The 13173-nt window shown below is 43.6% G+C and carries 13 protein-coding genes and 1 pseudogene; 9 read left to right on the top strand and 5 right to left on the bottom strand.

Annotation, left to right across the window (positions count from 1 at the left end; genetic code table 11):
* Positions 1-145: 145 nt before the first annotated feature.
* Positions 146-1363 carry a glycosyltransferase gene (locus ACFVU8_RS04965; RefSeq protein WP_387426060.1) on the top strand — a complete coding sequence of 406 codons (1218 nt, stop codon included), beginning with the start codon at positions 146-148 and terminating at the stop codon, positions 1361-1363.
* Between the two features lie 285 nt (positions 1364-1648).
* Here ACFVU8_RS04965 and ACFVU8_RS04960 read toward each other — a convergent pair whose 3' ends face one another.
* A complete protein-coding gene (locus ACFVU8_RS04960; protein ID WP_379466983.1) occupies positions 1649-1990 on the bottom strand; it encodes a hypothetical protein in 342 nt (113 codons plus the stop codon).
* Between the two features lie 43 nt (positions 1991-2033).
* Entirely contained in the window at positions 2034-3113 is a 1080-nt protein-coding gene (locus ACFVU8_RS04955) for a C39 family peptidase (RefSeq protein WP_387426059.1), read from the bottom strand.
* Between the two features lie 518 nt (positions 3114-3631).
* Here ACFVU8_RS04955 and ACFVU8_RS04950 point away from each other — a divergent pair.
* The 8 genes and pseudogenes from ACFVU8_RS04950 to ACFVU8_RS04915 all read left to right on the top strand — a co-directional run.
* A complete protein-coding gene (locus tag ACFVU8_RS04950) occupies positions 3632-4033 on the top strand; it encodes a GntR family transcriptional regulator (protein ID WP_387426058.1) in 402 nt (133 codons plus the stop codon).
* Positions 4030-5127 carry a DUF5808 domain-containing protein gene (locus ACFVU8_RS04945; RefSeq protein WP_387426057.1) on the top strand — a complete coding sequence of 366 codons (1098 nt, stop codon included), beginning with the start codon at positions 4030-4032 and terminating at the stop codon, positions 5125-5127. The genes ACFVU8_RS04950 and ACFVU8_RS04945 overlap by 4 nt, the downstream gene beginning before the upstream one ends.
* A gap of 32 nt (positions 5128-5159) precedes the next feature.
* Entirely contained in the window at positions 5160-7244 is a 2085-nt protein-coding gene (locus ACFVU8_RS04940; RefSeq protein WP_387426056.1) for a serine hydrolase domain-containing protein, read from the top strand.
* 417 nt (positions 7245-7661) lie between these two features.
* Positions 7662-7907, top strand: coding sequence for a hypothetical protein (locus ACFVU8_RS04935; protein ID WP_387426055.1), 246 nt, complete (start codon positions 7662-7664; stop codon positions 7905-7907).
* Between the two features lie 160 nt (positions 7908-8067).
* Entirely contained in the window at positions 8068-8742 is a 675-nt protein-coding gene (locus ACFVU8_RS04930; protein WP_387426054.1) for an NAD(P)H-binding protein, read from the top strand.
* A gap of 201 nt (positions 8743-8943) precedes the next feature.
* Entirely contained in the window at positions 8944-9510 is a 567-nt protein-coding gene (locus ACFVU8_RS04925) for a TetR/AcrR family transcriptional regulator (RefSeq protein ID WP_387426053.1), read from the top strand.
* Between the two features lie 221 nt (positions 9511-9731).
* Positions 9732-10538 (top strand): aldo/keto reductase, encoded by an 807-nt coding sequence (locus ACFVU8_RS04920; protein WP_387426052.1) that lies wholly within the window; start codon positions 9732-9734, stop codon positions 10536-10538.
* A gap of 38 nt (positions 10539-10576) precedes the next feature.
* Positions 10577-10816, top strand: a pseudogene (locus tag ACFVU8_RS04915) (NADPH-dependent FMN reductase); the annotation flags it as partial.
* A 176-nt stretch (positions 10817-10992) separates the two neighbouring features.
* On the opposite strand, the gene ACFVU8_RS04910 reads toward ACFVU8_RS04915, so the two are convergent.
* The 3 genes from ACFVU8_RS04910 to ACFVU8_RS04900 all read right to left on the bottom strand — a co-directional run bounded on the left by ACFVU8_RS04910 (position 10993) and on the right by ACFVU8_RS04900 (position 13036).
* Positions 10993-11733, bottom strand: coding sequence for a YheC/YheD family protein (locus tag ACFVU8_RS04910; RefSeq protein ID WP_387426051.1), 741 nt, complete (start codon positions 11731-11733; stop codon positions 10993-10995).
* 65 nt (positions 11734-11798) lie between these two features.
* Positions 11799-12908, bottom strand: a complete 1110-nt coding sequence (locus tag ACFVU8_RS04905; RefSeq protein WP_387426050.1) for a glycosyltransferase family 4 protein — start codon at positions 12906-12908, stop codon at positions 11799-11801.
* Positions 12905-13036 carry a hypothetical protein gene (locus ACFVU8_RS04900; protein WP_387426049.1) on the bottom strand — a complete coding sequence of 44 codons (132 nt, stop codon included), beginning with the start codon at positions 13034-13036 and terminating at the stop codon, positions 12905-12907. The genes ACFVU8_RS04905 and ACFVU8_RS04900 overlap by 4 nt, the downstream gene beginning before the upstream one ends.
* Positions 13037-13173 lie beyond the last annotated feature (137 nt).

The following is a 13173-nucleotide window of genomic DNA, read 5'->3' as shown; positions in this document are numbered from 1 at the left end:
ACTGCATTAAACCATTTCTGCGGAAATGGTTCTTTTCTATGTAATGACGCAGGAATGAATCCACGAGGTGCCGCATACGTTTAGAATAGATTCATAACGGGACATTCCCTGTCGTCCAGACGGGTTCGCAAGCGAGGTGATGCAGATGATGACATTAACTTTGTGCATAGCAGTGGATCACAAGAACAATAGGCTTGAGCGATGCCTACAGAGTATACATTCACTGGTGGATGAAATCATCGTAGCGGATATGGGAACTTCCATGCCGGTTAACCAATTATACCAGGATTACGGAGCTACGGTTGTGGATTGTCGCCAAAGCATGCATCCAGCGGATGCACTCAATCTAGCCTTGGAGCAAGCAACCGGAGATTGGATCATATGGTTGAATCCGAATGAATATCTGAAGGAATCAGCGCTCCCCCGCTACCGGGACCTTCTCTATATTGCAGGTGCGGATCTAATCCTGCATCATGTGGTAGAGTTCCAGAAGACGGTAGAAGGGCGTGTGCGCGTGGTCGATTATGGTCATCCTCAATTATTTAGGCGGCAGGCTGGTTTCCATTTTTTCGGCAAAGATGAGGTCGTGTTCATAGATATTGACTGCACAACTTCAAGAGATGGACAGGGCCAAAGGATACACATGCGGTCGTTCAAGATTCATGCGGAATCGCAGGTGGAACAAACGGCAACCGAGCGCAAAATCAAGCGTGTAGAACGAGAAATGACTGCCGTTCAGTCCCATAGTCCATGGAACTTGTATGAGCTGGCCTGCGAGTATCTCCGGATTCGTGATTATAAGCAGGTGGTCAAATGGACAAACAAGATCATTCAGCTCTTCCTGGATCAAAAAACAACTCCCCCAGCAGTCATTTACAAGCTGAAGTATGCAGCAGTATTGGACCAGACTTCTTTTCCCCAGAATGAACGCAGTCTTGAGCTTGCGGCGAGAATGTATCCGGACTTCACGGATTTGCATTATTATATCGGTCTGAACTATGTGAAGCAGTCCCGATTCGAGGAAGCATTACAGGCGTTTAATCATTGCCTGGAATGCGGAAATACCCCAAGTGATTATTTTGTCCGCCAAGGTTTGGGAAGCTATATGGCTCACCAGTACAGCGGGATATGCCTGGAGAAGCTGGAGCGGACGGTTGAGGCTGCTTGCGCGTATATCCGTGCTATTGACAGTTACCAGAACTACGTTCCCGCGGTGGAAGCGTTGAACCGTCTCGTTATAGACTTCAATATTGATGTGGCAGACTGTATGTCAGAAGATATTGAGCTTCCACTAGAGCGACTCCAGGATCTATTGATGGCTTATGATGAGAAAAAAGGACAATCCCTCGTTCGATCGTTGTAGATCTAATCGGAACGAACCCGAGGTGAATTGATGACAATCCGTCCATTCAAAATAATAACACAGAGCCTTTTGGGGGTGCGGAGAGGGACAAGGATTCATAGCCTGTAACGTTCGCGTCATGTGGCTAATACTTCGCAAGCCCCGTTTTAACTTAAAGAGAATCATACAGCCTTTTCGCTTCCCAAAAATCCCCTCATGGTAAACAGGGCAATAAGAGATAACGTAATCGTTAACTCTTCCTGTAGACCAGAGGGGATTTTTAGTGCGTGTGCATATAGTACTTTTCTATTGTCGGCATGGGAATATCGATTTGCCTTCCCGAACATCTTTCGTCAGATCATTCATAGTGACAAGATTACGTTTAGATCCAAGAACAACAATGACATAATACGAGTCTCCTAGTGAATTTTTGATCACTAACTGATAACCCGAACCCCCGAATAATGGCTTGCAAATTGCATTAACCTTCAAAGGATCATTTTCCACATACTTTTTGCGTACATAATCCATTCCGAGACTTCCTGCTGCCTGTTTGTTCTGACGCTCTGAGTTCCCGTTGATTATTGCTATTACTGCTCCGATAATAATGATCAAAAGGATTAGATAACCTAAACGGTATCTCTTCATCTGTTCTCCTTATCCTGTTTCCCAAACCTGTAAGGTGATCGATTTACATAGAGTATGCAACCATTGAAAGGATTGGCTGATTGGTTGGGAAATCAATATAGTGCTCCTGTTTTGTTCCTGTATTGTCATTTACAATGATCATACTGTCGAAACTATCATAGGCATAACCTTTACCAACCGTCCAGTGATATGTGTAAGCATAATCCCAATCCGGTTCAAAAAAGGTGAACTTCTTATCAAATTTCACAGCAACCGGACGATTAGCATTAATCTCGTTTCTGTAGGCGTTATACCCTGAGATTACGGAAGCCGAAGCCGACCTATAAAAGTCTCCGTTATGCATCTCAAGTCCAATTTTCACTCCAGCTACACTCATCCCACCGATAAACCCACCATGTTCGCTGTAAAAGTGGTTTATAGTAGCTGCTTTAGAGCCATAGTAGATTGTGGATGGCAATAAGTTGAACCCACGATATTGTCTCCAATACTCAGAGATGGCCGCCATGGTTGTCGGTCCGCACGCAGATGCAGAATGATTTACACCTGTCTCGTACTGATCGAAGGTCGTAATCGTTATCTTTTTTTCAGTTAATGCCTTGATTCCTATAGAGAAGGATGAACCATTCAAATAAGCGTCCCACAAGGAATCCGCATCCGGATTCTTGACAAGACCGGTGTTGGAATTAGCAAATGTTTTTTGATCACTTTGATGGTTTTTCTCCATGACTTCTTCAGCATTCAAAGCTGATACAGCTTCAATTCCACCAAGATAATATAACTTACCTTCCTTGTTCAGCTCTGCAATATCGAGACTGCCTTCCCCAGCGGCCAGCACTGGAGAATATGACTTATTAGCTGCTACTAGGACGTATTGGTCACTGAATATGTAATAATACGCAATTAATTCTTCGTTAACATCATATGCTGGTTCAACGGATATTAGCGCTGTGAAAGGTTCTGAAAATTGATGTTTCTCCAAGAACTGCACAGCTACCTTGTCTGCTTCTTCTCTTGAAACCTTCGTACTTCCAACAGGCTCGACGCTGCTAGCCTCTGATATAGAGGGTATAACTAATATCAAAAAAACAACCAACAGAAAAGATTTCATTAAATAAGATTTCATTCTATCACTCCCTATAAGTAAATTAAGTGCACTATCTAAACATTAATATAATACCATATAATAGTATATATTTAAATATATGTTATTATTATCAATTTTAAATAATATTACATCTTTATAAGGAAAAAGTGACGGGGGTTGATGCGTGATTTTAATTAATTGGTGTTCCCTCATCGGGTATGTCAGAGGCTGACTATACACGAATCAGCTATGAAATGACGATAAAAGCAGCTAAGCAATTAGTGAAACTCAATCCGGATATGAGAATAATCTATGTTATTGGAATACTTGTCTTCTATATTTGCGCTCCCCCGATTTTATCTCAACGGCAGCTGACCAACAATCAGCTGCCGTTTTTATTTGAGCTGAGATGGATTAATTCCCATATTTATCTTGTATGTGATTTCCATATGTGTTATACATGTAATATAACAGATGCGAAGGGTGGTGTGATATGAGATGGCTTGCACATATCAAAACCTCAAGACAAGCAGCAAATGCCATAAGGAGGGATATTCTTGTTCATAGAGCTCGATCTGCAATCGGAGACTCCGATTTACGCACAACTGGTTGACCAAATCGTCGAAGGGATCGCGTCTGGCGAGTTGAAACCGGGGGATCCGCTTCAGTCGGTTCGGAGATTGGCGGAGGAACTGGGCATCAATCTTCATACCGTCAATAAATCCTACAATTTGCTCAAGCAGGAGGGTTTTCTTCAAGTACACCGGAAACAGGGCGTTATCGTTCAGTCCGACGGGATGCCCGGCGTGACGGAGGCGTTCGAGGCGAAGCTTCAGCGACAGATGCGGTCACTTGCGGCGGAAGCAGCGGTACGAGGCATGTCGGAAGAGGCATTTACGCAGCAAAGCAGAGCGGTATACCGGGATACCATTACAAATCGCGGAGGGGAACAACATTGACTGTACCTGAGACGATCATAATATCTAGCTTTTATTTGTTTATCGCGTTGATGATCAGCATACAATCCTATATCGGCTTGAGGACCCTGCTGTTCGGCATTACGCTGCCGGCGGAGGCCCTGCAGGATACGGCTGTCCGAGGCATTCGCCGGAAATACGTTTTGCTCACTGGTGGTTTTGCGATCGTCACCGGAGTAGCTTGCTTTTTAGTGACACGTCATCAAACGACGGGGCGGAGTTTCCTGTACTGGGCGGCCGCCATCTTGCTATTAATCATTGTGTCGTTCTTAGCCATTCTGATCAGCCAGATGTCCGCCCGGCGATTGAAGGCGGCCAGAGGCTGGCAGGTTGCCGTACAGACAAAGCGCACAGCAAGCCTTGCGTCTGGCCGAAGTCATGGTTCGGTGCTGAACTTTTGGTGGTTTACAGTGCATGTCTCCGTGATGGCATTATGTATCTTCTTTGTTGTTGTGAGATGGGACGACATTCCACAGTCGATCGCGATGCATATGGGGCGAAGCGGTTTTCCTGATCAGTACATTGACAAGTCCGTACGGACTGTATTCATGATCAACATCGTGCAAGCGCTGATGATCGTATTCTTCGCCGGCTATAATCTGATGATTAGCCGTGCCAGGACATCGCTGGATTCTCAAGACCGGGAAGGTTCGTTGCGGAAACAGTTGAAGCGTAAGAAAATCTACTCGATTACGGCTTGGGGTATTTCGCTTCTAGGGATTGCAAACTTAGGGTTGTTACAAGCTGTAATGCTGTACGGCTGGAATCTCAAACTGCTCTTGCGATACAACATCTCGTTCACGGCAGTATTCTTCTTAACGCTGATCGGCGTCTTGCTTTACCTGCGGTTTAGAGATCTTGATCAGCAAAAGGACGTTCCGTCAGAAGAGGAGAGGCACTGGAAATGGCTTGGCAGCATTTACGTGAACCCCGAAGACCCGGCGTTGTTCGTTCCGGATAGATATGGATTGGGATGGACGATCAATATGGCTAATTCGCTCGGTAAGACCATAGCCGCTGCGATGGTAGCCGTTCTGGTAACCGCCATTCTCGTAATTATTTTTAATTTTCGTTAAATAAAGGAATATTCGGAAGGAGAGTTCAAGTGATGAAAAGTCGATGGATAATGGGAGTTCTGCTAGCTTCGTGTCTACTGTTAACTCCCTGGAATGATAACATAGCACTAGCAGAGATGCAGAACATAGCAGTGAACACCTACGAAGTAACCCAGAAAGCTGCAAAGGAGAAGGCCGATCTCCTCACGCAAACTTACGGCACGAACAGTGTGCAGTACGCTCTTATTGATCATGGCAAAATCGTCGCATCCGGTCAATTCGGTAAGAATGATGAGCAGGGGCAGAAGTCGCTCACGAAAGACACGATGTATGGAATCGGCTCGACGAGTAAAATGTTTACCACGGTTGCCGTCATGCAGTTGGTCGACCAAGGGAAAATCGATCTCGATACGCCGGTTGTTCAGTATGTCCCTGAGTTTACGATGAAGGATGAACGTTACAAGCAGATTACACCGCGCATGCTGCTGAATCATTCTTCCGGTCTGAACGGATCGTCGCTAACGAATGCCTTTTTATTCGAAGATAACGATACTTACGCCCACGACACTCTGCTGGGGCAATTAGCTGGTCAGACCTTAAAGGCGGACCCGGGCGCGTATTCGGTTTACTGCAATGACGGATTTACGCTAGCCGAGATTTTGATCGAGCGTGTAAGCGGTATGGATTTTACCTCTTATATCCATAAATTTATTACGGAGCCTCTAGGTATGGTTAATACGACAACGCCGCTCGATACTCCGAATACAGCGAAGATGGCGGGACTTTATTATCCTACCTACTTAGGACAACTTCCTAACGAGACAGCCAACGTGATCGGAGCAGGAGGCATCTATTCCACGGCAGAAGACTTAGCTCGATTCTCGCAAATTTTCACAGGGGAAGCGAAAGGAGTTTTGTCCGGTAAATCGGCTGCAGCCATGGCGCAAGATGAGTACAAGACGCCTTTGTGGCCTGACGATACGGCCTACTCATTCGATTACGCTTACGGTCTCGGTTGGGACAGTGTCAATCTGTACCCATTCAACGAATACGGAATGAAGGGGTTGACCAAAGGCGGGGACACGCCTCTCTATCACTCGTCGCTCGTTGTACTTCCCGAACAGAACATGGCGGCAGCTGTTGTCACTTCCGGAGGGAGCGCTACGATCGACCGGCTTATGGCGAACGAAATCCTGCTTCAGGCGTTGAAGGAGAAGGGGACAATAGCCGATTTCAAACCTGAGAAATCATTTGGAGCGCCGGTAAAGGCCGATATGCCGGAATCTGTGCTGCAATATTCGGGAATCTATGGCGCGACCAATGCAACGGTGAAAATCGATATTACTAAAGGCGGCGTCATGTCCATCACTTCGGAGCAGTCGCCCGGTAATCCGGCCCAGATCTTCAAGTATTCAGCTGATGGCACGTTTCGGAGTGCGGATGGGAATGCGAAGCTCAGCTTCGTGACGCAGGAGAACGGCCGCACCTACTTATGGATACGTCAGTACGCTTCGTTACCAGGTCTTGGACAGATGTCTATGTCAGTGTACAACGCCGAGAAGCTCCAGCCACAAGATCTTTCGATAGCGACCAAGGAAGCATGGAAGCAGCGCGACGGCAAGAAATATTATCTGCTGAATGAAAGGTATACGTCGCTCATTTATTTGCTGTTGCCCCCGTTTCAATTGAATGTGTCGAAACAATTACCGGGGTATGTATTGGATAAGCGAATAACAGACCCGAATACGGCCATCTCCGAATTGCAAATCCCAGGAATGAGTGGGAGGGATCTTTCAGGTTATACGTTCTTTAAGCAGGACGGTGTAGAGTATCTGAATTCTGGTGGAAGCATCTTAGTGAACGAGAACGCGGTGAAGCCCATCTACGTCTCTAAGCAGTCAATCGTTACGATTCCGCCGAGCGGCTACGCCAGGTGGTTTACAATAAGCGACACAAACGGGGGCAAAATCATTAAGGTGAACATGTCCTCGAACGCTTCCTTCTCGGTTTATAATGCAAAGGGAACATGCATCTACTTCAGTGTCATCGGAGGCAAAGATAAAATCGAACTCCCCGCAGGAGGATCGATAGTTTTCGCCGGAGATGCCGGCGCGAAGTTCGAGATTTTGGCGCAGTAAAGAATCTAAATGGGTAAACTAAAACAAATATGTGAATGGTGGGATAGCCAAATGATGAATATGTTCTTGACAGTAGTTATCGGTTAATCGATATCTAAATAATGCTTCTTGTCATGAACATTCATCATTATCGCTATGTATATATGGACCTCAAAGGCTGCATTTTCTTTGTTGATCCCTATGCTGCAATTAGCCGTAGATGGACATTTGTTCATCTACGGCTGTTTGTGTGCATTCCACTTAATCTGTTTACATAGAAAGGAGATATTCAAAGTTAGTGGTTGAATCGAGCTGGAATTGAAACATAATTTGACAGTGAAAAGGTGGAGTAGAATATGGGAAATGAACACAACTCCCTTATGGAGAAAAAAATACCTCTATTTATTGTGACAGGTTCGAGTGGTTCTGGAAAAACCTATGTTATCAGTGAGCTTCGAAAAATATTACCTGAATTTACATTGTAATGATGAAACCCGTGAGCGTCGATTACGTGAGCGAAATTGGCCAGAAGACATGATCCAAGACTATAAGGAATTTGCTAAATGGTTGGTTGATAATGCAGACAAAGAATATAGCCCACCAATGCCAATTGTCGATACTACCGATGCCCATGTATCTGAAGTAGCAGCTCAAATCAAAGAATGGGTTCTTCAATTTATATAATCATTTGACATTAAGTGAACGATCATTTATTATTCATTTGTGAGAATAAGAGAAGAAAAAAGTACGGGTCAATAGATGATATATATAGTTGGTTGTTTCCGCAACTAACTCATAACCAATACAAGACTAAAATTATTTTTTTCAAAGAAAGGGTGTCCGTATGAAAGTAGTCTTATATGGTGCAACCGGTATGATAGGACAGCTAGCATTAAGAGAATGTTTATTAGATCCAGAGATAGAGCAGGTCGTCGCAATAGTTCGTAAGTCAACGGAAAAGCAGCATCCCAAATATCAAGAAATTGTGCTACCCGATATATCAGACCTTTCTTCCGTAAAGGAAAAAGTGACAGGGTTTGATGCGTGTTTATATCTAATTGGTGTTTCCTCAACAGGTATGTCCGAGGCTGAATATACACGTATCACCAATGAAATGACAATAAAGGCTGCTAAGCAATTAGTGAAACTCAATCCAAATATGAAAATAATCTATGTTTCTGGAATGGGAGCAGATAGTACAGAACAAGGAAAAGAAATGTGGGCACGAGTAGAGGGGAAAACGGAAAACACATTACTGGGTATGCCATTTGAAGCAGCGTACATGTTACGTCCAGGTGCTATTTTACCCATGCATGGTGAACGTTCAAAAACAACACAGTATCGTATACTATACAATATAATGAAACCATTAAATCCGTTGTTAAAACGAATGAAGTCGGTTGTAACCTCTGAACAGTTAGGTCAGGTCATTGTGCATTTAGCTAAAAAAGGAGCAACAAAAGAAGTTCTGGAAAGAGAACAGTTAAAGACATTAGCATTATCGATTGAAGGGAAATAAAACATACTCAAATAAAGGCTGATCTTCAGATTGTTGATGATTGGCCTTTATTATATGATGACGATGGAGTTGATTCAAAGCGGGCCTCTGGAAAGAGAAGAGCTTGGCGGATTACTATACTGAGACCATCAGTTGCTGTAATATAAACGCTTTGATACACTATGAGGACAGAATTATTGAGATTGGTAGGTGTTTGAATTGGTGACATCGCGTAAACCTGCGCGGGAGCGTATCCTGGAAGTGGCTTGCGATTTGTTTTATCGCAAAGGGATACGTTCGGTAGGGGTTGATACGATTGTTGAGAAATCCGGAGTTGGCAAGGCGACGCTTTATCGCCATTTTCCAACCAAAGATGATTTGATCGTCGCTTATCTCGTGGAATTGGACAGACATGACTGGAAACAATTTGACGAGGTTATTGCGAAGCATGAGGGATCCCCAAAAGAGCAATTGTTGGCATTTATCGATGCTATTACGGATACAATGATGAGTCCCGATTATCGTGGATGTGCTTTTTCAAACGCTCTTGCTGAATTTCCCGAAGAGAGCCATTTTGTCAAGAAAATGACTGTTGAATATAACGATTCAATGCATTTACGCTTGAACCGACTGACCCAGCAGGCCGGCGCGCAAGATGAAAATTTGACGGATCAACTTATGATTGTGATCACTGGAGCACTATCATTAGCTCATGCACTGGGCTCTGCCGGTCCGGCAGCCCAACTTAAAGCACTCGCAACACATTTGATCGATTTGCATGTATCTTGAAGCTTTAATTGAGAGAGCACAACGTAAACACCCCTTAGAATAAACATTGAATCTAATGTTCATTCTAAGGGGTGTTTTTTTGAAAAAGATAAATTGTACTGTCGCTTGACAAAGTACAAGCTATAATGTAATCTAATCGCATAACGGAACAGAACAGTTCTGTTCCGTTATGACAATGTTTTAGTACTAATGTTTAATAAACGATTAAAGGGGAGAGAACGATGTCAGAAACTATTTCTGCGGCGCAGGCGGGTACTATTTCAATAGGTGATTTCACTGTCAATCGAATCGGCTTGGGCACCAATCGCATCACCAACACACCGGATGCACACAATTTACTGAAACGAGCCCTTGAGCTTGGTACTAATTTTGTTGACACAGCTTACATCTATGCTGATGGAGAGAGTGAGAAGGGCATTGCCAGCGCGCTTGCACCTTACGGTAACGGCCTATTGGTGGCCACAAAAGGTGGTGCGAATGGGAATGATCCCCAACAATTACGAGCCGAGTTGGAAGAGAGTTTGGAGAGACTCCAAGTAGACCGAATTGACCTTTATCAGCTCCACCGTGTAGACGCTAATATTCCACTGGAAGAAACCATCCAGTTGCTTAAAAGCTTCCAAGATGAAGGCCTTATTAAGCACATCGGCTTGTCTGAAGTCACGGTTGAGCAGCTTCAAGTGGCACTGAAAATTGCACCGATAGTTAGCGTTCAGAACGAATACAATGTGTTCAATCGCAAATATGAGGATCTTGTAAACTTTTGCACCGAACATCAGATTGTTTTCATTCCTTGGTTCCCTTTGGGCGGCTTGTTTGGCGACACTGCCAAGGTAGAAGAAAGGGTGGCAGATATTGCCCGCAAATTGAATGCTACAACGCAGCAGGTGGCATTAAAGTGGCTGCTTCAACGCTCACCTATAATTCTGCCCATTCCTGGGACACTTTCTCCTGCCCACTTGGAAGATAATTTGCGTGCAGCTACTCTCGAACTAAGCGAAGAAGATTTCGCAGCTCTAACAAACTAATGTAGGTAATTATGCTATGAAAGTTGCCGCTATTGTAGGAAGTATCCGATGCAGATGCAGTATTGTGGGTGACGCCTGAATATAATGGTACGATTCCGGGTGTGTTAGGGAATGCCATCGATTGGTTGTCCCGCGTGGACAGAGTAATGAATGGCAAACCATCATGGATCGTCGGGGCCTCTATGGGTAATTTAGGAACAGTTAAAGCTCAACTGCATTTGCGAGAAATTTTATCTTCCTTTGGTATTTCATCTCCTCTTCTTCCTGGAAATGAAGTCTAAGATGTTATTAGGAGTTGTCCAAAAGTCTATTCAGGACTTAAGGGCAACTCCTTTTAGTAATAATAACGTAGTTGCTGAGTCGATTTTTTTTGATACGATTTGTCCGTGGTGCCGCATTGGTATATCACTAATTGAAAGAGTTCCTTAAGACGAATAGTGAGGATGAATACTGCTCATCCTTTATTTTTTGAGTACATTTGAATCCTATTGTACATCGTTTTGTTCTTCAAAGTGTTAAATATACTCATATCAGGCTGGGTATTAATCTCCAAGACCCAGGGATTCATTTTATTATCAATTGCTATATCAACTCCGAATGCTCGTTTACTTCTATATTTTTCACTAAGAACAGTGCTTGCATCTCTCCCTAATCGTTCCATTCTTTGAATGTACTGTTTCCTTGATTCGTCATTCAGATGTGACTTGAGTAAGATATCTAGAGGTAAGGGCGTTCCTCCAGAATGAAAATTCGTTACTATTTTATTACGCTTCGCTAGTCTTCCAATAATCCCTGTAACATCCAATGTGCCTTTTCCATTTTTTTGAACCATAACTCTTATATCGAAAGGACGATTATTGTGTTTTAACAGTTCAATTCCTTCTTGAACAATATATTTATCCTTAATTAGAATACTTTGAATTGATGTATATAAGTCATTTAATGAGCTAAAAATACGTGAATTCGAACCGGTGCGTATAGTAAGACTATTCATGCCCCTAGTGATTTTATATATCCCGTGACCGCCTGTTCCTTCATCGGGTTTTAAGAAAACGGATTTATACAATTTCAGCATTATTTTAATGTTAGACAAAGTTGCTTTTCGAGTGTCTGGCAAGAATTTGCTTATCATTTTATTCTTCTTCATGAATTCATGCTTTCCCAATTTCCCCATTTTATATTTTACCTTCTTCACAAGATCTACCTCCAATTTCTTCGCAGAAGTATAAAAACCATTCATATTTCTAAGCATTTCCAAATTCATTTCTTGGATCGAATGACTTCTTCAATCGCACGCTTCATTAATGCCCCGGCCCGGTCCCAAGATAAATGAAGCATATCTTTTCTGCCTTGGCGTCCTTTTTGTTTGCAAAGTTTGGGATTTTGGTACGTTTTCCTCATGATTTTTTTTAAGGCGACCAGATTCGGCTCCGCCCATAGTTGTCCCTTTTGCGCAAACAGGTTGCTAAACTTTTTCGAGATGGCTCTGTTCATGCTGCTTGACGGGCTCCGGAGCTGGTATGGAATCAGGAACGAGTTGTTATGCGTAAGAAAATCCATTTGCCCGCCCCAACTTGTAGTGATGACCGGTACGCCGCTCGCAAGCGCTTCTAGAAAAGGCAGTCCAACCCCCTCGCCACGAGTCGGAAGAACAAAAACATCACCGAGCGTATGCAAACCTTTTAGCCGGCTTTCACTAAGTTGGCGGCCTATAATGATAACGGGGGCCGTATCTTTTTGAATACCCAGTCTTTTTTTGTATTGCGATATTTTTGCCTGGATCCATCTTTCGTTCTCATGAGCCGCATATCCGTTTGTTTTGATCACAAGCACAACGTTATCTTTAGAGGAAAACTCTTCCCAATATGCCCTTAGCAGGCCCTCTGGATTTTTGCGATGCTGGAAGCCAAATACGGACACGAACGTAAACCTGCCTGTCGTCCCCGGCAAAGACATATTCTTATTGTTCGGATGAAACTCCTTTGTATTTACGCCATGAGGTATGACAAAAATCGGGACTTTCACACCGCTGTTCCTTAGCGTTCTTTTATTATGCATGGAGGGTACGCAAACAGCATCAAATCTGTTCATATGTGGAAGCCAGCCCCTGGGGATCTTACTTGTTTCCCAAACGGTATTCAAAATAATGAGATCATATACACTGCGCTCTTTTTTCCATTGAATGCTGCTGGGAATGCGGTGATAAATCAGCACCTTTTTGCCTTGGGTGCCGTTTTTACGATGGCTTGACGCTCCAATACTAACGGCTATGCCCTGCCGCTTTAGTGATTGGACGTACGCTCTTGTGGCACGGCCAAGACCGCTTGCTTTGTGTACAGGTCCCTTCCAGACGACATGATAGGGTTTCATTGGAACTCCTTCTTCAAAGATTTACGGATAGGGTGCTCTACATATTTTCTTACTGAATCAATGACATGAGGTAGTGTAGCCAGATCTTTCTCAATCGCTGGGATGAACTCATCAATTGGATTTGTCATTTTCTCATCTCCATATATCTTATATATGGATTATCGTATGCCGGAGGAATGAAAGCGGATGGGTGTAGTGAGCGTTAAAAACACACAAAAGTAACGGGTATTATGTATTTGTAGAATGAATATTGCCTACAATTGAT

This window comes from Paenibacillus sp. NPDC058177, assembly GCF_042883835.1.
GTDB classification, from domain to species: domain Bacteria; phylum Bacillota; class Bacilli; order Paenibacillales; family Paenibacillaceae; genus Paenibacillus_AQ; species Paenibacillus_AQ agri.
The sequence above is the reverse complement of the archived record's forward strand: the minus strand, read 5'-3'. Positions and strand labels throughout refer to the sequence as shown.